The sequence below is a fragment of the Deinococcus radiodurans R1 = ATCC 13939 = DSM 20539 genome, from assembly GCF_000008565.1.
Taxonomy (GTDB): domain Bacteria; phylum Deinococcota; class Deinococci; order Deinococcales; family Deinococcaceae; genus Deinococcus; species Deinococcus radiodurans.
Genome location: NC_001264.1, coordinates 345,418 through 367,786 on the forward strand (window position 1 = coordinate 345,418; position 22,369 = coordinate 367,786).

General features: G+C 68.1%; 17 protein-coding genes. All 17 read left to right on the forward strand.

The window, feature by feature from the left end; all coding sequences use genetic code 11:
• Positions 1-200: 200 nt before the first annotated feature.
• Positions 201-1,373, forward strand: a complete 1,173-nt coding sequence (urtA, locus tag DR_RS15190; protein ID WP_010889579.1) for an urea ABC transporter substrate-binding protein — start codon at positions 201-203, stop codon at positions 1,371-1,373.
• 55 nt (positions 1,374-1,428) lie between these two features.
• Entirely contained in the window at positions 1,429-2,331 is a 903-nt protein-coding gene (gene urtB / locus DR_RS15195; RefSeq protein WP_010889580.1) for an urea ABC transporter permease subunit UrtB, read from the forward strand.
• A complete protein-coding gene (urtC, locus tag DR_RS15200) occupies positions 2,328-3,404 on the forward strand; it encodes an urea ABC transporter permease subunit UrtC (protein WP_010889581.1) in 1,077 nt (358 codons plus the stop codon). The genes urtB and urtC overlap by 4 nt, the downstream gene beginning before the upstream one ends.
• Entirely contained in the window at positions 3,394-4,149 is a 756-nt protein-coding gene (urtD, locus tag DR_RS15205) for an urea ABC transporter ATP-binding protein UrtD (protein WP_010889582.1), read from the forward strand. Before urtC ends, urtD begins: the two co-directional genes overlap by 11 nt.
• A 145-nt stretch (positions 4,150-4,294) precedes the next feature.
• A complete protein-coding gene (gene urtE / locus DR_RS15215; protein WP_010889583.1) occupies positions 4,295-4,999 on the forward strand; it encodes an urea ABC transporter ATP-binding subunit UrtE in 705 nt (234 codons plus the stop codon).
• 191 nt (positions 5,000-5,190) lie between these two features.
• Positions 5,191-7,155, forward strand: coding sequence for a peptide-N-glycosidase F-related protein (locus tag DR_RS15220; protein ID WP_010889584.1), 1,965 nt, complete (start codon positions 5,191-5,193; stop codon positions 7,153-7,155).
• Between the two features lie 200 nt (positions 7,156-7,355).
• Positions 7,356-8,477: a type III polyketide synthase gene (locus DR_RS15225; protein ID WP_027480137.1), complete on the forward strand. Its 1,122-nt coding sequence runs from the start codon at positions 7,356-7,358 to the stop codon at positions 8,475-8,477.
• Complete coding sequence (locus DR_RS15230) at positions 8,470-9,180, forward strand: class I SAM-dependent methyltransferase (protein WP_010889586.1); 711 nt, start codon at positions 8,470-8,472, stop codon at positions 9,178-9,180. Before DR_RS15225 ends, DR_RS15230 begins: the two co-directional genes overlap by 8 nt.
• Positions 9,173-10,315 (forward strand): FAD-dependent oxidoreductase, encoded by a 1,143-nt coding sequence (locus tag DR_RS15235; RefSeq protein ID WP_187767773.1) that lies wholly within the window; start codon positions 9,173-9,175, stop codon positions 10,313-10,315. The genes DR_RS15230 and DR_RS15235 overlap by 8 nt, the downstream gene beginning before the upstream one ends.
• 13 nt (positions 10,316-10,328) lie before the next feature.
• Positions 10,329-11,585, forward strand: coding sequence for a glycosyltransferase (locus DR_RS15240; RefSeq protein WP_010889588.1), 1,257 nt, complete (start codon positions 10,329-10,331; stop codon positions 11,583-11,585).
• A complete protein-coding gene (locus tag DR_RS15245; RefSeq protein WP_010889589.1) occupies positions 11,582-12,769 on the forward strand; it encodes a hypothetical protein in 1,188 nt (395 codons plus the stop codon). Before DR_RS15240 ends, DR_RS15245 begins: the two co-directional genes overlap by 4 nt.
• On the forward strand, positions 12,706-13,068 hold the full coding sequence (locus DR_RS15250; protein WP_164928024.1) for a phospholipase D-like domain-containing protein: 363 nt from the start codon (positions 12,706-12,708) through the stop codon (positions 13,066-13,068). The genes DR_RS15245 and DR_RS15250 overlap by 64 nt, the downstream gene beginning before the upstream one ends.
• Before the next feature lie 323 nt (positions 13,069-13,391).
• Positions 13,392-14,774 carry a vWA domain-containing protein gene (locus DR_RS15255; protein ID WP_027480136.1) on the forward strand — a complete coding sequence of 461 codons (1,383 nt, stop codon included), beginning with the start codon at positions 13,392-13,394 and terminating at the stop codon, positions 14,772-14,774.
• Positions 14,775-14,779: 5 nt separating this feature from the next.
• Positions 14,780-16,354, forward strand: a complete 1,575-nt coding sequence (locus DR_RS15260) for a serine/threonine-protein kinase (RefSeq protein ID WP_010889591.1) — start codon at positions 14,780-14,782, stop codon at positions 16,352-16,354.
• A gap of 214 nt (positions 16,355-16,568) precedes the next feature.
• On the forward strand, positions 16,569-17,513 hold the full coding sequence (locus tag DR_RS15270; protein ID WP_010889592.1) for an FHA domain-containing protein: 945 nt from the start codon (positions 16,569-16,571) through the stop codon (positions 17,511-17,513).
• Between the two features lies 1 nt (position 17,514).
• The gene (locus tag DR_RS15275; RefSeq protein WP_010889593.1) at positions 17,515-19,365 is read left to right on the forward strand and encodes a PP2C family protein-serine/threonine phosphatase; all 1,851 of its coding nucleotides are present in this window, start codon (positions 17,515-17,517) and stop codon (positions 19,363-19,365) included.
• A gap of 40 nt (positions 19,366-19,405) precedes the next feature.
• Positions 19,406-22,369, forward strand: coding sequence for a protein kinase domain-containing protein (locus DR_RS15280; protein ID WP_027480135.1), 2,964 nt, complete (start codon positions 19,406-19,408; stop codon positions 22,367-22,369).

Here is a 22,369-nt window from a genome sequence, read left to right on the forward strand (position 1 = left end):
GGGGGCCAGCGCATCCCAGGCTGAACGTACAGGGGTTGAAAAACCAGAGGAAAACATTTTCTAAACAACTGTCGTCTTCTGGCAGATACCACCGCCTAACCTACACCTGTTTGTGCGTTTTGTTCAAAAAATTTTTGACAAATTGCACAAATTTGGCTCAGTGGAGGAACCCCGACCGCTGAATCACCAGGAGGCTGCCCATGAAGCACCGCATTTCTCTGACGCTGGCCCTGTTTGCTCTCGCTCCTGTCGCCTCCGCCCAGGGCACCGTGAAGGTCGGCGTGCTGCACTCGCTGACCGGCACGATGGCTATTTCCGAACTCACCGTCGCCAACGCGACCCAGCTCGCCGTGGACGAAATCAACGCGGCGGGCGGGGTGCTGGGCAAGAAGCTCGTTATCGTGAAGGAAGACGGCGCGTCCGACTGGCCCACCTTTGCCACCAAGGCCGAGAAGCTGCTCACCCAGGACCGGGTGGCGGCGGTGTTTGGCGGGTGGACGAGTGCAAGCCGCAAGGCGATGCTGCCGGTCTTCGAAAAAAATAAGGGCCTGCTGTTCTACCCGGTGCAGTTCGAGGGCAACGAGTGCAGCCCCAACATCATCTACACCGGGGCGCAGCCCAACCAGCAAGCGCTCCCGGCGCTCGAATGGGCGCTCAGCAAGGGCTACAAGAACATCTTTTTGCTCGGCTCGGACTACGTGTATCCGCGCACGGCCAACCTGATTCTGAAAAAGCACATCGCGGCGTCGGGGGCCAAACTGGCGGGCGAAGAATACGTCGCGCTCGGGGGCACCGAGTTTTCGAGCGTGATCAACAAGATCAAAGCGGCCAAACCGCAGGTCATCATCAACACGCTCAACGGCGACAGCAATGTCTCTTTTTTCAAGCAGTATCAGGCCGCGGGCTACAGCGCCGCCACCCTGCCCGTCATCTCGTTTTCCATCGCCGAGCAAGAAGCGCAGGCCATCGGGCCGCAACTGCTGCAAGGCCAGTACGCCACCTGGAACTATTTCCAGAGCCTCCCCGGCGCCGCCAACAAAAAGTTCGTGGCTGCCTACAAGAAAAAGTACGGCGCGGGCGCAGTAGTCACCGACCCGATGGCGCACGCTTATCTCGACGTTTACCTCTGGAAGGCCGCCGTCGAAAAAGCGAAATCCTTCGACCCCGTTGCCGTTCGCAAAGCCATCGTGGGCGTGAGCCTGAACAGTCCCCTCGGCAAAGTCACCGTGGACAAGAGCGGCAGCCTGACGCAGGGCGTCTACACCGGACAAAGCGGCGCGGGCGGGCAGTTCAAGACGGTGGCGCAGAGCCGGGGCGTGGTGCAGCCGCAGCCCTACGACAAGCTCGCCTTTCCCGGCAAGACCTGCCCCTGAGCGGCTCTCCTCCCCTGTTTGCCCCACCCCTCTATTTGACTGCGGAGCAATACACATGGACCTGACCTTCCTTGCCAACCAACTGTTCACCGGGCTCTCGGTGGCGTCCATCCTGCTGCTGGCGGCGCTGGGGCTGGCGCTGACCTTCGGGCTGATGCGGGTCATCAACATGGCGCACGGCGAATTTCTGATGGTGGGCGGTTACCTGACCTACCTCGCGGCCCGCTGGACCGGCCCCGCCCTGGGCGACGGCTACCTGTGGGTCGCTTTTCCGCTCGCCTTCGTGGGCACGGCGCTGCTGGGCGCCCTGCTGGAAGTGCTGGTCATCCGGCGGCTCTACGGGCGCCCGCTCGACACGCTGCTGGCAACCTTCGGCATCAGCTTGATCCTGCAACAGGCCGCGCGGCAGGTGTTCGGCAGCACGGGCGTGCCGGTCACGGCTCCCGCCTGGCTGTCGGGCAGCGTGACGCTGGGCGCCGTGACCATGCCGGGCAGCCGCCTGTTCGTCATCGCGCTTTCCCTGCTGGTGATCGGCGCGGTGTGGTGGCTGCTCTCGCGCACCCGCTTCGGCATGGTGGTGCGGGCGGTCAACCAGAACCGTGAGATGGCGGCGGCGCTGGGCGTCAACACCCGGGCACTCGACCTGCTCGTCTTTTCCCTCGGCGCGGGCATTGCGGGGGTGGCGGGCGTGGGCCTCGCGCTGCTTGCCCCAGTTAACCCTACCGTCGGCGCGGCGTACATGGTCAATGCCTTTCTCGTCGTGGTGGTCGGCGGCGTGGGCAGCGTGCTCGGCGCGGGCGTCGCGGCCATATTGCTCGGCAGCCTCACGGCGTTGGCCGAGGGCCTGACCAGCGAGAGCCTCGCGCAGGCCGCGCTGCTGGTGCTGGTGGTGGCGTTCTTGCAGTGGAAACCGCGCGGCCTGTTTCCCACCGAGTCCCGCGCTCTGGAGGACGCATGACCCGCCCGGAGACGGCTTACCGCACTTCCATGCTCGCGCTGGTCGTCCTCACGGCGCTGCTCCTGCTCACTCCCTTTGTGCTCGGGGGGTACGCGCTGACGCTGCTCGGGCGCGTGCTGGCGCTGGCGCTCGCCGCGCTGGGCGTGTGCGTGGTGTGGGGCCGCGCCGGCATCCTCAGCCTGGGCCAGGGCCTGTTTTTCGGGCTGGGGGGCTACGCCCTCGCCATGCACCTCAAGCTCGCGGCGACGCCCAAAGGCGAACTGCCCGACTTCATGCTCTACAACGGCGTCGAGAAGTTGCCCTGGTTCTGGCAGCCGTTTCACTCGGCGCCCTTCGCGCTGCTGATGGTGGTCGCGTTGCCGGGGCTCGCCGCCTTTCTCATCGGCTGGCTGATGTTCCGGCGGCGCATCACGGGGGTATTCGTGTCCATCATTACGCAGGCGCTGGTGCTCGCCTTCGTGACCTGGCTCAGCGGCGCCCAGGGGCTGACGAGCGGCACGAACGGCATCACCGACTTTCAGACGTTTCTGGGGCTGAACATGCGCAGCGACGCCTTTGCGCGGGGGCTGTACTGGGCGACGGTGCTGCTGCTCGCGCTGAGCCTGGCGGGAACGGCCTGGCTGCTGCGGACCCCTTTCGGCTCGCTGCTCACCGCCGTGCGCGACAACGAAAACCGCACCCGCTTTCTGGGCTACAACCCGGCGGCGTTCAAGGTGGCGGCCTTCGTGCTCGGCGGCGTGCTCTCGGGGCTGTCGGGGGCGCTGTACACCCTGCACCTCGGCACGATTTCGCCCGCGATGATCGGCGTCGCCTTTTCCATCGAACTCGTCGTGTGGGTCGCTCTCGGCGGGCGGGCCAGCCTGTGGGGCGCGGCGGGCGGCCTGGTGCTGGGTGAACTTGCCAAAGACCGCATTTCGAGCGCCGCCCCCGACGCTTGGCTGTATGTCATGGGCGGACTGTTTGTCGGCGTGGTGATGTTCCTGCCGCAGGGGGTGGCGGGGCTGCTCACTCGCCGCCGGACGCCGGTTCCTCTCCCTGCGCCCGAACTGCGCGAGGTGCGCGATGTCGCCTGAGCTGCTCGAGGTGCGCGGCGTGACAGTGTCTTTCGGCGGCTTCAAGGCGCTGCAAGACCTCTCGCTCTCGGTGCAGCCGGGCAGCCTGCGGGTGCTGATCGGCCCCAACGGCGCGGGCAAAAGCACCCTGCTCGACACCATTATCGGCAAGGTGCGCCCGGCGGCGGGCGAGGTGTATTTCCGGGGAGAAAAGATTTCTGGCCTGCCCGAACACCTGATCGCTCGCCGGGGCATCTGCCGCAAGTTTCAGGCGCCGGGGGTGCTCGACGGCCTGAGTGTCCGTGACAACCTGCGGCTGGCCGTGCGCGCCGACAAGGGGGTGCTGGCCAGCTTTTCCCCCCGGCGACGGCAGGAGGAAGAAGCCCGAACCGACGAACTGCTGGCCCTGACCGGCCTGGGTGAACGTCAGGACGTGATGGCGAGCGAACTCGCGCACGGCGAAAAACAATGGCTGGAAATCGGCATGGTGGTGGCGGGCCGGCCCGCCCTGCTGCTGCTCGACGAACCCACCGCCGGCATGACGGCCCAGGAGACGGCGCAGACCGCCGAGCTGATTCGCTCGCTGGCCGGCAAACACGCGGTGCTCGTCATTGACCACGACATGCAGTTTGTCGAGTTGCTCGCCGCTCCCGTCACGGTGCTGCACCAGGGGCAGGTGTTCCGGGAAGGCGACCTCGACCACCTGAGAAATGACCCCGACGTGATGGAAATCTACCTGGGCCGTCCCCGAGAAGCGGCGGATTAGAGCCTTTGACAAAAAGATGGCACAGCTTTTTGGCGAGCGAAGCGAGTACAAAACACGGAGCAGGACGAAGAATGCAGCGGGTGGCGGTGCTGTTTGGACACCCGCGTAATTCGGAGAACTGCTCTAAGAATAAGAAGGAGAAGACATGCTCAAGCTCGAACACGTCAGCGCCGCTTACGGCCAAAGCCCGGTGCTGTTCGACATCGACCTGGAAGTGCGCGACGCCGAGGCGGTGGCATTGATCGGGCGCAACGGCGTCGGCAAATCCACCCTGCTGCGAACCATCAGTGGCCTGCACCCGGTCACGGCGGGTGGGGTCCGGCTGGGCGGCGAGGCCGTCGAACACGCACCGGCTTTTGCCCGCGCCCGCGCCGGGCTGGCCTACGTGCCGCAGGGCCGGGGCCTGTTTTCCCACCTGACCGTCGAGGAAAACCTGCTTATGGGCCTCTCGGCGCTCGGCGGGCGGCCCGCGACGAAAAAGGAGATTCCTCCTCTGGTGTACGACCTTTTTCCCATTTGCCACGACATGCGGGCCCGCAAGGCCGGCAACCTGTCGGGCGGGCAACAGCAGCAGGTCGCCATCGGGCGCGCGCTGGTCACCCGGCCCGCCTACCTGCTGCTCGATGAGCCCACCGAGGGCATTCAGCCGAGCATCGTGCAGGACATCGAGGCCGCACTGGGCCGCATCCGCGCCGAGTTGCGGGTGGCGGTCTTGCTGGTCGAGCAGTACCTCGATTTCGCCTGGGCCTTTGCCGACCGCTATTACGTGCTGCAACGCGGGCGCGTGGTCGAAAGCGGCCTGACTGCCGACGTGCAGCCGAGTGCGGTGCAGCGTTACCTGAGCGTGTAGGTTAAAGCACCGAGTGGCCGTTCTGACACTGCAAAGTCAGGACGGCCATGATGTGTCTCTGGAGAAACCAATGTTACCGAGAAGTCCGACTTTTAAAGCAGGTTTGTCATTCCCCGAGCATCTGCGATAAGGTACCGGCCAACTTCAAGTTCAGCTCACGTCTCTCATAGAATAGACGTGCAGGAGGTCGTATGCGCTTTACTCTTTCCGTCCTGTCCCTGACCTCTGTCTTGCTGCTCAGTGGATGCGGCCTGCTCAGTACCCCGAGCGATCCCAACGCGCTGACCGTTCAAACGGCCCAGGGCAATGTGAATCTCAGTGGAAAAAACGTCGTCGTGGTCAGCAAGGACACTCGCTCACCCGAAGGCGCTGCCATTTGGGCCGGCGACCTCAGCAAATTGCAGGGCGGCCCAGCAGACGTGACTTATCTGCTGCTCCCAGGAGGCGCAACTGCAACTGAGATTCAGGCCCGCGCTGACGAACTGCGCACCGCCGTCACGTCGGCGGGGCTGAGTGGCGTCAATGTGGTCGTGGCAAGTGCGCCGCCTGCCCCAGATTCGGCGCTCGGCAAATTGCTCGACCAGTGGGGCACGGACCTGCGCGACGTGAAAACGAGCTGGAATGGCGGCAGCTTGCAAGTCATCGCGCTCGGCGATTCGGGCATCGGCAAAAGCTTTACGGGCACGGTGGCCCTCGATGCTGTTCTGTACGGCAACGATGCCTGCGGTGACAAGGCACCTGTCAACGACGTAGCGGGCAAGGCAGCGGTTATCCTGCGCGGCACCTGCGGCTTTACCGACAAGGTCAAGGCCGCTACCAAGCGCGGCGCGGCGGCAGTTCTGCTCATCAACAACGACAGTCCTCTGGGCGTCATCCGGGGCGCCTGCGACGACACCTGTAAGTCGGCTATCCTCGCCCTACTGCCCAACAAGGAAGGCACTCAGCTCGTCGGCGCCCTGCAAAGCGGCAAGACGGCGCGGGTGGAAGTGACCAACCTGCGCGTGTTACCCAGCGTCCTGCGTATCTCGCCCGACGGCACCGCAACCGATACTGGTCCGATTCCCTACGTGTTTAATTCCTACCTCGAAGAGGACGGAGTTAAGCCGGTGGACCCTTTCTCTTCAGTGCGCAAGGAAGGCGAGTACCTGAGTTGGGAAACGGCACTCAAAACCCGCCTCCAGAACGAGGACAAGAGCGGCAAAGTTACAGTTGTACCCGTCTTCAAGAGCCAGTTGGCCAAAGACCCCAGCTGGCGCAAAGAAATGATCTACGCCGACGTGACCTTGCCCGCCAACTTTGCGCAGTTCGACACCCTAGAACTTGACCGTGCCCTGGCCTGCGACGCTGCGCGCAAATCGGCCTGTCCTCCCTGGGACTACGAAACGAACCTCTATATTTGTGATCCTCTCGACCTCACCAAGTGCAATCAGGAACTTGCCCGTGACATCACGCCCTACTGGAACAGTGGCCGTTGGGTCACCGACATTAGTCCGCTGCTCGCCGTACTGCGCGAAAAGGCGGTGAACGGCAAGGTGCGCCTCGCTTACTGGACGGTGCAGCCTTACAAGGTGACGATGAATCTGCGCTTCCAGAACAAAGGCAATGCCCTGATTCCCGTCTGGGCCGCGCCACTCAAGTTCGGCGGGGCTTTCGGGGACGGGGCTTATAACACCCGGCAGGCCCCAGTAACCTTCGAGCGCCCGGCCTGGGCCAAGAAAGTCGAGTTCTCGACGCTGGTCACGGGACACGGCTTCAACGATTCCAAGAGCTGCGCTGAGTTCTGCAATACCGTTCACCACGTCACCGTGAACGGCAACGACTTCACGCTGAGCAGCCCGGTGACCGACAATCCGCTGGGATGCTTTGAGCAGGTCAAGGATGGAGTGGTACCCAACCAGTCCGGCACCTGGGTCTACGGGCGCAACAACTGGTGTCCCGGCCAGGGCGTCAAGCTGTGGAACAGCGACCTCAGCGCCGCCGCGACAGGTCCTGGACCTCATACCCTGACTTATAAGGCGCTGGTCGACGGCCAGGACCACTTATCCAAGCTCGAAGACGGCGCCGAGCGTGACGCCAGCATTCACATGACAAGCTGGCTGGTCTATTACGCCGAGCGTGGCGCGGCTCTGCCGAGCAAACCGAACGTCAAGCAGTAGATTGATTGGCCACCGGTAGGACCGGCCCGGCACTCCCTCCCGGCAGAGCGCACCCTGCCGGGAGCTGTCATGCCCAGTCGCCTCGCTCCCCTCACCCGTCTCAGCAAACCGGTCAGTCCCACAGGGACAAAAACTCTAGACTGAAGAATGTCAGCTTATTTGCACCGGGCGGGCGGCACCCCGCGTCCAGGACGCTGCCCTTGACGGCCTACCTCATCTCCGCCGCCACCGCCGTGCCCGGCACCGCTTATCCCCAGACCCTGATTCGTGACCTGCTTCGGGCGCAGCCGCAAATGGACCGGCTGGCACAGCGGCTCATTCCCAGTGCCTTCAATGCCTCGGGCATCGACACCCGCTACAGCGTAATTCCCGATTACCTGGGCGCGGGCGGCCCCTTTTTCGACGCCGTGAGCGGGCAGATGCTCTCGCCGGGCACCGGCCTACGCAACGAGGTCTACACCCGCGAGGTCACGCCACTGTTTATCGATGCCGGGCGGCGGGCACTGGAGGGCAGCGGACTGGCGCCGGAGGACATCACCCATGTCGTCACGGTGTCGTGCACGGGCTTTTTCGCGCCCGGCCCCGATTATCTGGTGGTGCGGGCGCTGGGCCTGCCCGCCACGACCCAGCGCTTTCACGTCGGGTTCATGGGCTGCTACGCGGCGTTTCCGGCGCTGCGGATGGCGCGGGCCTTTTGCGACGCCGACCCGCAAGCCAACGTGCTCGTCATCTGCGCCGAGCTCTGCACCCTGCACGTCAAGGTGTCGCCTGACCCCGACGATATCGTGTCCAGCGCGGTCTTTGCCGACGGCGCGGCGGCGGTGGTGGTGAGTGCTCAGCCTCCCGTCACGGGTCGGACGGCGCTGCGCTTCGACGCCTTCGAGACGGCGCTCACCCCGCCCGACCAGGGCGAAAAGGACATGGCGTGGACGATTGGCGACCAGGGCTACCAGATGGTCTTGAGCAGCTACGTGCCGCGCCTGATCGAAACCCACCTGCACGGCGCGGTGGGGCCGCTGCTGCACACGCTGCCGGGCGAACTCGCGCAGGCGGGCGAGCACATCGAGCACTGGGCGGTGCACCCCGGTGGGCGCAGCATTCTGGACAAGGTGGAAGGCAGCCTGGGCCTCAGCGAAACGCAGATGCACGCCTCGCGTGAGGAGCTGAGGCGCTACGGCAACATGAGCAGCGCGACGGTGCTGTTTATTCTGCGTGACCTGCTGGAAGAGGTCAGGGACGGCGAACGGGTCTGCGCGATGGCCTTCGGGCCGGGCCTGACGGTGGAATCGGGGCTGATGACCGCGGTGGGGGCGAGTGAATAGGACTTGGCCCGATTTCAGTCGCCGTGAGCAGAACGTCCCGGAGCTGATGGACGACCCGGCGTGCGACCTGCGCCAGCTTGAGCGCACCTACGCGCAGTTCGAGCAGGTCAACGCGCTGGTTTCGGGCTGGGAAGTGGTCTACCGGCGCGAGCTGCGGCCCCGGCTGCGGCGGGACCGGGCCATGACGCTGCTCGACATCGGCTGCGGTGGGGGCGACCTGGCGCGGCAATTGCTTCGCTGGGCGGCGCGGGACGGCTTTTCCCTGCGGGTGCTGGGCATCGACGCCGACGAGCGGGCCATTCACTACGCCCAGGCGCAGCCGCCGCGCTCCGGCCTGAGCTTCCGGGCCGCGCTGAGCGGGGAGCTGCTGCGTGGGGGCGAGCGCTTCGACTTCATCGTTTCCAACCACGTGCTGCACCACCTTACCGACGCCGAGGTGCCGGAGCTGCTGCGCGACTGCGAGGGTCTGTGCCGGGGCGTCACGCTGCACAGCGACATCGAGCGGCACCCGCTGGCCTACGCGGGCTTTGCGCTGCTCGCCGCGCCGCTGTTCCGCGACTCGTTCATCCTTTATGACGGCACGCTTTCCGTGCGCCGCAGCTTCCGGGAGGACGAACTGCGGCGCCTTGCCCCGGCGGGCTGGCAGGTCACGCGGCCCTTTCCGTTCCGGCTGCTGCTGAAACATGAGGCCGGGCGTGCTTGACGTGCTGGTGGTGGGCGGCGGGCCGGTGGGGACATTTCTGGGAGCGCTGCTGGCAAAAAGCGGCCTGAGCGTGCAGGTCTGCGAGCGGCGCACGGCACCCTGGGAACATTCCCGCGCCATCGGGCTTCACCCACCGGCTCTGCGGGCGTTCGAGTCCATCGGCCTGACCCCGGCCATCGTGGAGGCCGCCGTCAAAATCCGGCGCGGGCTGGTCATCGGGGAGACGGGCGTGCTCGGCGAACTGCCGATGACCGGGGCGGGACGGGATTACCCGTTCATCCTGGCGCTGCCGCAGGTGGAAACCGAGCGGCGGCTCTGGGAGCGCCTGGACGACCTCGCCCCGGACGCCCTGCGGCGCGGCTGCGAGGTGCGCGAGGTGCGTGACCTGGGAGGCCACTGCGAGGTCACGGTCACCCAGGACGGACGCGAGGAGCGCCTGAGTGCCCGCTTCGTCGTGGCGGCGGACGGCTGGCGCTCGGCGGTGCGGACGGCGGCGGGAATCGGGTTTCACGGCGGCCCCTACCCCGACCCCTACCTGATGGGCGATTTTCCCGACACCACACCCTTCGGCGACGACGCTGTGGTGTTCATCAAGCCGGGCGGCGTGGTGGAATGTTTTCCGCTGCCGGGCCGCCTGCGACGCTGGGTGGTGCATCTCGGTCAAGCTCTGGCTGACCCGCTGCCTGAGGACCTCACCCGCATCATCCGCGAGCGCACCGGCCTGCCGGTTCCGACCTCCGAATGCCGGATGCTCAGCGCCTTCGGGGTGCAGCGCTTTCAAGCGGCGCGAATGTGGCAGGGCCGGCTGCTGCTCGTCGGCGACGCCGCGCATGTGGTCAGCCCCATCGGCGGGCAGGGCATGACGCTCGGGTGGCTGGACGCCCTGGCCCTCGCGCCGCTGCTCACGCGGGCGTGCCGGGGAGACACCGTGACTGACCGCGACTGGCACGCCTTCGAGCGCCGCCGCCTGCGGTCCAGTGCGCTCGCCAGCCGGCAGGCCGAGCTGAACATGGCGGCGGGGCGCCCGGCCCGGGGTGGGCTGACCCAGCCGCTGCGCGAGGCGCTGCTCGCCGGCCTGCTGAAGTCGCCCGCACAACCGCTGCTCGCCGCAACATTCACCATGCGCTGGCTGTGAGAAAGTCATCCTGATGCGCATCCTCATCGCCTCGCAGCCCATCGCCGGACACGTGTTGCCGCTCCGGGAAATCGCCCGCGAACTCGCCCGGCGCGGCCACGAGCTGCGCTGGTACACCGGGCGCAAGTTCCGGCCCCAGGTCGAAGCGGCAGGCGCCGTGTGGGAGGGCTTCGTCCACGCCCGCGACTACGACGACGCGAATTTCGACGCCGCCTTCCCTGGCCGCAGTGCCCGGCGCGGGCTGGCGCAACTGCTGTTCGACCTGCGGCACGTCTTCGTGGGGCAGATGGAAGGGCAGTTTTACGACCTGCGCGACCTCGAGCGGCGCTGGCGACCCGACGTGGTGCTGGCCGACCAGACGGTGGGCGCGGCGCTGCTGCGCGAGGAACTCGGCGGCCCGCCGGTGGCGCTGCTCGGCGTGTTGCCGCTGGGGATTGCCAGCCGGGACACCGCGCCTTTCGGGCTGGGCCTCGCGCCGCTGGGGGGGGCTGCCGGTCAACTCAGGAACAGGGCTTTACAAGTGCTGACTGAGCGAGTCGTGTTCCGGGGCATCTCCGCGCAGCTCGCCGACCTTTGCACGTGGCTGGGACTGCCGGCTCGTTCTTTTGCGCCGCCCGTCGCCCCCTCGCTGATGCTGCAACCGAGCGTGCCGCGCCTGGAATACCTCCGGCGTGACCTGCCGCCGCAGGTGCGCTTCATTGGACCGCTGGTGCTGCCCGCTGGCGAGTTCACGCCGCCCGCGTGGTGGAACGACATTCTGACTGCTGAGCGGCCCGTGGTCCTCGTCACGCAGGGCACGCTGGCGACCCGGCCTGAGCAACTGCTGCGCCCAGCCCTGGCCGCGCTGGCCGACGAGGACGTGCTGGTGGTGGCGGCGGGCGTGGCCCCTGAGCGCCTCGGCCCGCTGCCTGCCAATGCGCGTGCGGCGGCGTTCGTCCCCTTCACGGCGCTGCTGCCGCACGTCGCGGTGTCCCTCACCAACGGCGGGTATGGCGGCACCGTGCAGGCGCTGAGCCACGGCGTGCCGTGCGTGGTGGCGGGCCGCAGTGAGGACAAGGCCGAGGTCGCGGCGCGGGTGGCGTACAGCGGCGCGGGCCTGAACCTGGGCACGGCCACGCCTTCACCTGCCCGAATTCGTGCGGCGGTGCGGCGGGTGCTGCGCGAACCGGCCTTCCGCGAGCAGGCGGGCGAGCTGGGGCACGAGCTGCGGCAGCACGACGCGCCGCGTGAGGCGGCAGACTGGCTCGAAACCCTGGGAGGAAAGAAATGAAAAGGCGCCTGCTGCTCGCCCTGGCCCTGTGCCTGACCCCGGGGAGCGCCCATGCGCAGGGCTTTCGCGTCCTTGGCCTCAACGTCCTGCCCGGGTCGCTGCCGCCCGCCGACCTGAACGTGCTCGACGGGCTGGGCACGGCGTCCTGCCCACCGCCGGCTGGCCGCCTCGACCGGCTGCTCTCCCAGGAATTGCAGGGGCAAGGGGCCAACCTGAGCTGCGGCAACCGCTTTGAGGCGCTCATCGAATTTCCCGGCCCTGCCGCCGCGCACCCCTGGGGCAGCTACGCCGAGCTCGCCCGCCGCATTCAGGAGGCGAAAAGCAGTGTCCTGCTGGCGAACATGGTGTGGGACGAGGGCCAGGGCGCACCGGGCCAGCTTATCGCTGCCGCGCTGGCCGACTTGCGCCGCAATGTCCTGGCCCACCCCGAACAGTACCCGCAGGGCATGAGCGTGCGCGTGCTGCTCGGCAACTCGGTGCGGCCTGACCGCCCGGCAGATCCCCGCGCCAATCTGGATTACGCGGTCAAAGACCTCCTCGGCGCGGGACTCGACCTCAGCGGTCAGGCAGAGGGCGGCTGGCGGCTGGACGTGGCGAACTTCAGCTACGCCGCGCCGCACAGCCACCTCAAACTGCTGGTGCTCGACGGTGAGGAGGTCGTGGCGGGGGGCTACAACATCAGCACCCTGCACCTGTCACCAGAAGCAGGGGGCAAGGGCCTGCGCGACCTCGGGCTGGTGGTGCGCGGCCCCATCGCCCGCAACGCGGTGGCTGCGTTCTACGACACCTGGCAACTGAGCGAGCGCCTGACCTGCCCAGCGGGCACGCGCCCCGGCACCGCCCTGAGCGTGCGCCGGGCCTGTCCGCTGGGCGGCGAGAGTGCGCCCTTCACGTTGCTGTGGCCGCCCGCCGCGCCCGCCGGCACCGCCAACGTCTATTCGCTCTACCGCCGCAGCGGCGTGACGGCTGCCGACCACGCCCTCACCGCGCTGCTGGGGGCGGCGAAGACCTCCATCGACCTGCTGCAAACCCAGGTCAGCGGCGACCTCAGTTGCGACCTCACGCTGGGCACGCCGCAGGGCTGCGACCTCGCCACGCACGGCTTCCGGCGTGGCAGGCCGTGGCCGACGCGCTGCGCCGGGGAGTCCACGTGCGGCTGGTGCTCGATCAGGCCTATCCGATGAAGTTCGAGGCCGCCGCCCTGGTCCGCAGCCTGCAAGACGCGCTGGCGGGAACCGGGGCCGCAGACCGGCTGGAAGTGCGCTGGGCCGGGCACCCGATGCACACCAAAGCCATCGTGGTGGACGGAGAAATGGCGGTCTTCGGCAGCACCAACCTGCATTTTTCCTCGTTCGGGCCGGCGGGACTGAGCGAATACACGCTGGCGACGAGTGACGCCGGGGCCATTGCCCGGATGCAAGACATCTTCGAGGGGGAGTGGAAGATGGCCCGGCCTTTCACTTTTCCCTGGTGGGCACGGTGAGGGCGGCGCCCGGCTGAACGGCTGAACTCTCGCCTACCGCGCTCCTAGAGCAGTTCTCCGAATGACGCGTGCGTCGGCAGCGGCGCCGCTGGCCGCTCCATTCTCTCCTGAGGAGCTGTACCAGTCTGCTTCGCAGCTTTGCAAGTCCGTCCTGCTCAACGTTTTGCACTCGCTCTCTGCGAGCTGTACCAGTCCGCTCGCCAAAAAGCTGTGCCATCTTTTTGTCAAATGCTCTAGTAAATCCGCGTGAGGCCCCGGCTCATGGCCGCTTTGTCCCGGCACCTATACTTGCCCACAGAAATTGCACGCAAGGAGCGCTGAATATGCTAGAGGCCAAGCTGAAACCCCACCGTGAATACCTGCTGGCGCAGTCCGCCGGCCAGAAACTCTTTCTGACCCTGACCGTGAAGCCCACCGCCGAGGCGCGGCAGGCGCGGCCCGACCTGAGCGTGGTGTTCGTGGTGGACACCTCCGGCTCCATGCGCGAGGTCGTGACCGAACCCACCGAGCGCACCGGGCGCACGACGCAGGTGGACGGTCAGGTCTACGAAGTCGTCAAGGGCGGCAAAAACAAGATGCAGCTGATGATCGAGGCGCTGCGCGGCATCGTGACCTCCACCCTGATTCGGCCGGGCGACCGCCTCGCGCTGGTCAAGTTCGACGACACCGCCGAGGTCCTTGTCCCATTCATCACCGCCAGCAATCAGGCGCAGCTCGCCGCCGCCGTGGACAAGCTCGACTGGTACTCGGGCGGCACCCACATGGGCGCGGGAATGCGCGCCGGGGCCGGCCTGCTCACGGGCGAGCGCGGCAGCCGCCGCATGGTGCTGATCAGCGACGGGCAGACCTTCGACGCGCCGCTGGTGGAAGACCAGATCGGCGCCCTGGCAGGGCTGCAAGTGCCCGTGACGGTGGTGGCCGTGGGCGACGAGGTGAACGCCGACCTGCTCACCGCCATCGCCGACCGCACGCAGGGGCAGCCGCTCGACATCGTGCCCGACACGCAAAATCCGCAGCCGCCCGCCATCCGCGCTTCCGAGTTGCCTGCCGCGCTGCTCGGCGACCTGCAAAAAGCCGCCGCCGAAGTGGTCACGGGCGTGGCCCTCTCGGTCCGCACCGTCAAAGACGTGGTCCTCGAGCGCGTCACCCGCGTGCAGCCCACCCAGACCGAGGTGGCGCTGCGGGCCGACGGGCCTCTCCCGCTCGGCAACGTGGACGCGGGCAGCGGGGCGACCTTCGTGCTGGAGTTCACCCTGCCTGCCCGCCCGGCGACCAAGATGCGGCTCGCGCAGCTCGGCCTGACCTACGAGGTGCCCGGCGCGAACTACCGGGGCGAGATTCCCCCGCTCGACGTGGTGGTGGAATTTACCGGCGAGGAAGCCCTGGCCGCCCGGATAGACCCCGAGGTCATGGGCTGGGTGCAGCAGCGCAACATCGAGGGGCTGGTCGCGCAGGCCACCCGCGAGGCGAACCAGAACCCCGAACAGGCGGCCAAGACGCTTGAGCAGGCCCGCGCCATGACCCAGCGCCTCGGCAACGGCGCCATGACGCAGGCACTCGACCGCGCCATCGGCGAACTCGGCAGCTCCAAGACCATCAGCCTCGGCACCGCCAAGACGCTCAAAATCGGCGCCAAGACCCAGACCCTCAGCAGCGACGCCGCCCTGCCGTCCGATGAGGACATCCGCCGCATGACCGGAGCCTGAAGCGGGTGACGGCCCCCCAGACCTGTCCTTTTTGCGGTTCGCCCGCCGCGCCGACCGATACGGTGTGCCATGTCTGCGGCGCGGCGCTGGGCCGGGGCGGGGCCACCGCGCTGCTCACGCTGCCGCCCGGCACCACGTTGCAGGGCGGGCAGTACGTGCTCGACCGGGTGCTCGGGCAGGGCGGCTTCGGCATCACCTACGACGCCCGCGACACCCGGCTGGGGATGCGGGTCGCCGTCAAGGAACTGTTCGTGGACGGGTCCACCCGGCGCGGCCTGAACGTGATTCCGCCGCTCAGCCAGGGCGCGGAGGTGTTCGCGGCCACCCGGCGCGGCTTTCTGGAAGAGGCGCAGGTGCTCGCCCGCTTTGGCGACCCCAGCATCGTGCGGGTGCTCAATTACTTTGAGGAGAACGGCACCGCGTACCTCGTCATGGAGTTTCTGGAAGGCGAAACGCTCGGCGAGGCCATTCAGAAGCGGGGGCCGCTCCCGCCGCTCATCGCCGCGCAGGTGGCCGACTCGGTGGCGCACGCGCTCGAGGTCGTGCACGCCGCCGGGCTGCTCCACCGCGACATCAAGCCCGACAATATTTTTCTGCACCACTCGGGCCGCATCATTTTGATTGACTTCGGCTCGGTGCGCGCCTTCGACAGCGGCAAGACGGTGGCGCATACCCGGCTGGTCACGCCCGGCTACGCGCCGCTGGAGCAGTACAGCAGCGCCGCCAAGTTCGGGCCGTACACCGACCTCTACGCGCTCGGGGCGACCCTGTTTCACGCCCTGACCGGCCAGATGCCGCCCGCCGCTACCGACCTCTCGCTCGGCACGCCGCTGCCGCCGCTGCCCCCCGGAACCCCGCCCAACCTGCGTGAAGCGGTGCTGAGCTGCATGGCGCCGCGCATCGAAAACCGGCCTCAGAGTGCTCAGGCCCTGCGGCGGATTCTGCGCGGAGAGGGAACGGTGACGGTCACGGCGGCGCCCGCCGCTGCGCCGGCTCCACAGCCCCAATCTCAGCCGGTGCGTCCAAGTCCAGCGCCTACTCCGACTCCGATGCCCAACCCGCAAACGGACCGGGAGGTGGAAAAACGGCTCCGGGAGCTGGAAAAAGAAGTCCGCAAGGAGGCGCGGAGGCAGTCCCGGCGCCCTGCACCGGCACCCGCTCCCATTCCCATCCCTGCGCCAGCGCCCCAGCGCCCTGCGCCCCCTCCCACCCCCTTTCCTGGCCCCAGGCGCCCCGCCGCGCCCCGTGACGGAACGCTGGGGCGGCGGCTGGTCGTGGTCGCCATCACTGTGCTCAGCGCCTTGAGTGGCGGCATACTCATGGCGCAGACGCCGGCCTGGCAAATCATTTCTCCACCTGAACTCAGTGTGATGGCGGGCGCCGGGATCGGAGCCCTCGCCGGGCTGGCGCTCGGGCAGTTGCTGTGGTGGGCGTTGCCGGTGGCGCTGCCCATCTTCGCGGCGGCGATTACCTCCAGCGTATGTCAAAACCTTGGCTATAGGCCGCCCACTGTGATTGCCGCGAGCGTCGCCGCTATCGTGGTCTCGCTCATTCTGATGCGGCTGATTCGGCGCATCTAGAGCAGTTCTCCGAATTACGCGTGCGTCGGAACAGCACCGCCACTCGCTCCATTCTCCGCTTCGCGGCTTTGCAAGTCCGTCCTGCTCAGTCTTTTGTACTCGCTCTCTGCGAGCTGTACCAGTCCGCTCGCCAACAAGCTGTGCCATCTTTTTGTCAAATCCTCTAAACGCACACCCTGACTTTCCCCCTTCACTCAGCCCCAGGAGGCCTCCCATGAGCATCACCTGCGAAGTTTGCGGCACCGTCAACCCCACCGGCACCCAGTTCTGCGAAGGCTGCGGTGTGGAGCTCAAAGCCAGCACCGCGACCAGCGACACGACCGCTCAGGCGGCGGCCCCGGAGGCGTCGGCCATGACGACGAACGACGCTACCGTCAGCCAGCCCGACCTCGGGGCGCCCAACATTCCCCCTGCCCCCAGCATTCCCGACGCCCCGGTGATGCCCGCACCGGCGCTGGACTCGCAGGCGAGCGTGCCGAGCGGCCTGGAAGCGCCCGCGACCGACAGCGCGACTGGGGACAACACGACGAACGAAACGGTACCGGCAGCGCCCACCGCGACCCCGGTGATGGACGAGTCGGTGCCCGCCGACACTGGCGCCAACGAGGTGGAAGCCGCCCCCACTGGTACTGAATCCGAGCCGGCCCCTACCGTCAACCCTGACCTGACGAGCACCGCCGACGCCCCGCTGACCGACGCCGCCGTGAGCGCCAATGCCCCTGAGATGTCCAACCCCGAAGCGGCGGCGATGGAGACGGCAACGACCGAAACTCCTGCTGTGGCTGCCGCTCCCACCGCTTCGGGCACCCCCCGCACCGGCGAGGCCAAACTGGGCATCAAGAAGTTCGGCAGCGCGACCGGCGACTTTATTCCGCTGCAAGGTGAGCGGCTGATGGTCGGGCGCTTCGATGCGTCGAGCGGCCCGGTGGACATCGACCTCTCCTCGCTGCCGGGCGCCGAGCACATCTCGCGTCACCACGCCGAGCTCTACCGCGAGGGCAGCCAGTGGTTCGTGCGCGACCTCGGCTCCACCAACGGCGTGTTCGTGCGCAAGGGCGGCCAGAGTGCCTTCTCACCGCGCTTGCAGGAGCCCACGGCGCTGTCGGACGGCGACGAACTCGCCTTCGGCAACCTGATGCTCACCTTCCACCAGGACTGACGTGAACGAGAACCACCCGCGCATTGACATCCAGTTCGGCGACGACGCGAGTGGGGCGGCCCCTGAGCCTGCTCCCCCGGCCCCGGAAGGCGCCCCGCCCAGCGAATTGCCGCAGACCCTGGTGGTGAGCGCCGACCCGGACGCCACGCCCGAGGCTTCCGCGACCGAGGCGGACGAAGCCTTTACCCCCGAGGAAAAGGCCATCAACCGCTTCGAGAGCGAGAGCCCGGCGCCTGACCCCGAGGAGTTGGAAGAGCTGGCGCAGGAAACGGACGCCGCTGAAGTTCCCGCCGAGGAACCGGCAGAAGCGGCCCAGCCGACTGAGCCTGCCGCCGCCGCGCCCGCCGAGGAACCCGCGCCCGTCACCGCTCCGCAGGCCGGCGTCACCAACGACCTCGAAGAGCAGGTCTACGAACCCAGCGTGCCGGCGCAGGGGCCGCAGCCCGGCGACGTGCTGGGCGAGTGGACGCTGCAAGACGACCTCGGGCGCGGCTGGTTCACCGCCCGGTCGAGCGGCGAGCAGACGGAGGGGGAAACGCAGCCCCAACTCGTCTACGTCCGCCCCGACCCGCAGTGGGCCACGCTGCGCCCGCACCGCCTGCTGCCGCGCACCCGGCAGGCCGGTGAGGTGCAGGTGGTCGAGCCGGTGAGCGGCGAGGAGCTGCCCGCGACCCTGCCCACTCCGCAGGCGCTGGCTTCCCTCGGCGACCTCGCCCGGCTGCTGTTCGCGCTGGAAAAGCAGGGCTACGCGCTGACCGACCTCGACCCGCAGCAGCTCGTGCGGGGGGAGGGCGGCCTGAAACTGCGCCAGCCTCCCCGCGTGGTGCGGCTGGGCGAACCCGATCCTGGTGCCCTGCGCGACGGCTTGACGGCGCCCGAAGTGCTCGCGGGGCAAGCGGCAGACGGAGCGGCGGGCGTGTACCTGCTCGGCGCGCTGCTCTACCGCTGGCTGACCGGGGAGACGCCCCCACCCGGTGGTCCCTCTCTCATCGAACTCGGTAGCCTCAAGGTGCCGGGCGTGCCGCAACTGCTCGCGGGGATGCTCTCCCCCGCGCCGGTCAGGACGCGCCCGCAGGAGCTGCTCACGGCTCTGACCCGGCTCAACGCCGCGCCGCTGCCCATCTACCGGGTGGCCGCCCGCACCACGGTGGGCCTCAACCCCGACCGCCCGGCCAACGAAGACTCCTACGGCTACTGGCAATATCAAATGGAAGCCGACGCCGAGGAAACCCTCGTCCTGCGGGCCTGCGTCTGCGACGGCATGGGCGGCATGGCGGCGGGCGAGGTGGCGAGTCAGGCGGCGGTGCAGGCCTTCCTGAACTCCGACAAGACGGACCTTCCCGGACAGGTCTGGGACGCCAACGCGGCGGTGCTCACGGCCATGAACGGGCGCGACGGCGGCTGCACCATCAGCGGCGTGGAGCTGCGCGGCACCAAGCTGCAACTCGGGCATGTGGGCGACACCCGCGCTTACCTCCGCATGGACGGCGAGGTGCGGCAGCTCACGCAGGACCACTCCTTCGTCGCGGCGATGGTCGCGAGCGGCCAGATGACGCCCGAGGAAGCGCAGGTCAGCCCCGAACGCAACAAGGTGCTGCGCTCGCTCGGGAGCCTGCGCCAGCCACAGCCCGACTATGTGCAGACGCTCGCCGAGCCGCTGGAACTGCCGGTGGGCAGCCGCGTGTTGATCGTCACCGATGGCGTGTGGGGCGAGGTGGAACCGGCTACCTTGAACGAACTGCTGCTCGGAGAAAGCGACCCGCAGGCGCTGGCCGACCGGCTGGTGCAGCTTTCGCTGGACGCCGGGGCGCCCGACAACGCCACCGCGCTGGTGATCGAGAGAACGGCGTGAGGGACTTCGCCGCGCGTGTCGAGTCAGGGAGAGGCCACCCGTGAACTGCCCCACCTGCGGCTCGCCCGTTCCGGCGGGCGCGACCAACTGCCCGGTCTGCGGCTCGCCGCTGGGGGGCAACAGCCAGACATTGCCGCCCGGCACCACGTTGCAGGGCGGCAAGTACCGGCTGGAGCAGGTGCTGGGGCAGGGCGGCTTCGGCATCACCTACCTCGGCAGCCAGACACAGCTCGGGGCGCGGGTCGCCATCAAGGAACTGTTCCCGAGCGGCTCTACCCGGCAAAGCGGCCAGTACGTGCTGCCGCCTGCGGGCACCGACCCGGCGGGCTGGGCGCAGGCCAAGCAGGACTTCACGGCGGAGGGCCGCACCGTCGCCCGCTTCAACCACCCCGACATCGTGCGGGTCATGGACCTGTTTGAGGAAAACGGGACCGCCTACCTCGTCATGGAGTTTCTGGAGGGGCAGACCCTCGGCAGCGCGATTGAAAAGCGCGGGCCGCTGCCCCCGGACGAAGTGGTCAACATCGCCAAACGCGTCCTCGGCGCCCTGAGCGTGGTCCACAGCGCGGGGATGCTGCACCGCGACATCAAGCCCGACAACATCTATCTCGACAAGGCGGGGCGCACCGTCCTGATTGACTTCGGCTCGGCGCGCACCTTCGCGGCGGGGCAGACGGTGAGTCACACCCGGCTGGTCACGCCCGGCTACGCGCCGCTGGAGCAGTACAGCGGTTCGGCCAAATTCGGACCGTACACCGACATCTACGCACTCGGGGCGACCCTCTACCACGCCCTGACCGGCCACCCGCCCACCCCCGCCACCGACCGGACGATGGGGACGCCGCTTGCGCCGCTGCCGCCGAACACACCCCCGGCGCTGCGCGAGGCGATTGAGCGCAGCCTCGCCATCAAAATCAACGAGCGCCCGCAAAGCACGCAGGAAGTGCTGGCGCTGCTCAATCAGGTGTCGGTGGCGCCTCAATCTGCGCCCGCTGCCCCGGCGCCCCGGCCTACGCCCCCGCAGCGCAACCAGACCTTTCCCCCTGCCCCGCAGCCGACGCCCCAGCGGCAGCCGCAGCGCCCACCTCAGCCCGTACCCCAGCCGCCAGCCCAGCGGCGCCGGGGGCCGGGGTGTGGGTGCCTGTTTCCGCTGCTCCTCCTCGGCGGTCTCGCGCTGTACGGGATGAACGTGCTCGGGCCGCTGCTGTCGCCCTCTCAGACAGAGACTACCACCACCAGCGAGCAGACCCAGCCCGAGCCACCTGCCCAGACGCCGACCACACCTACCGAAGACCCCACCATCCCCCAGGCGCCCGGTACCACCGATTCGGGGCAAGACTGGCAAAGCGGCGACTCCATTGATCTGGGCTTGCCCGGCAGCAACGGGGAAACGCCCGCCCAGACCGACAATACGGCAACGCCTGAAACCACCACTCAGGGCAACGCGGGCACTGAAACAAATCCCACCACAACTCCGGAGACGAACACCAGCACTGCGCCGACCAGCGGCGAACTCGTCGTCACCGCACCGAACGTCACCCTGCGCTCGGCGGCGGACGCGGCGGCAAATAGCCTCGGAACGCTGGCGGCGGGCAGCACCGTGCAGATTCTCCAGACGCAGGACGGCTGGTACGAGGTGCAGACGACGAGCGGACAGCGCGGGTGGGTGGGCACGGACGCGGCCCTGCCGCCTGTCAGCGCCGAAGCCCTGAAAGCATTGCAGACGGCGGCGGGACAGGGCGGCGACGTGCAGCTCTCCCCCGGCGTCTACCGCCTTCAGGAGCCGCTGGTGCTCTCGCAGGATGCCCACCTGACCGGGGCCGGGCGTGACCGCACCTGGATCACCTCGGCGGCGGGGAACGCCGTACTTACCACGCGCGGCAACGTCTCTCTGCAAGGCGTCACCGTGGGGTGGACGGGACAGACGCCGGGCGGAGCGCTGCTGGCCGAGGGCGGCACCGTCACTCTGCGCGACGCCCGGCTGACTGGCGGTGTGCGCGACGAGACGCGCAACGAGTCCGGCAGCGGCTTACAGCTTTCGCAGGGCGCGCAGGGCGACGTGCAGGGCAGCGACCTCGTTGGCAACGCTTACGGCGCGTCTGTCAGTGATACAGCGCAGCTCAAGCTGAAAGACAGCACCCTGAGCGACAACTCGCTCGGCGGGGCCATCTTTCTGGACAGCTCGGGCGGCGAGGTGCGCGGCAGCACGCTGGAGCGCAACGGCGGCGACGGTCTGACGGTGCGGCACACGGCGGCCCCGGTCATTGTGGACAGCGAGCTGCGCGACAACGGCGAGCGCGGCCTGAGTGTGGAAGGTCAGGCCAAACCAACCGTCAAGCGCGTGACCGCCAGCGGCAACACACTGCAAGGCATCGGCGTGCAGGACGACGCGCAGCCGCAGCTCAGCAACAACAAGCTGACGGGGAATGGGCAAGAAGGCCTGACCTACGCCGACCGCGCCGGAGGCCGCGCCAGCGAGAACGAGCTGAGCGGCAATCAGGTCGGCATCGCCGTGCAGGGCAGCGCCGCGCCGGAGCTGCGGACGAACATCATCCGCGACAGCCGCGACGCGGGCCTGAGCTACGCCGGGCAAGCGGGCGGCACGGCAAGAGGCAACACCATCACCGGCAGCGCCAAACCCGGCATCTCGCTGTGGGGCGAAGCGCAGCCCACCCTCAGCAGCAACGTGATTCAGGGCGGCGCCCAGAGTGGCATCGTCTTTGCCGAACACGCGGGCGGCACCCTGGACAGCAACGAAGTCCTCGGCAACGCGCTCAGCGGCCTGGTCGTCAGGGACACGGCGGCGCCCGAGGTGCGCGGCAACACCTTCCAGGACAACGGCAAGGCGGCCATGGTCTACGAAGGCGAGGCGGGAGGCCGGGTCAGCGGCAACACCTGCCAGGGCAACGGCAGCGACGTGATCGAGCTGCACCTGACCAGCGTGCTCGCCGGGCCGGACCTCTCCGGGGCGAGCTGCGCGGTACAGACGCAGGGAAACTGGTAA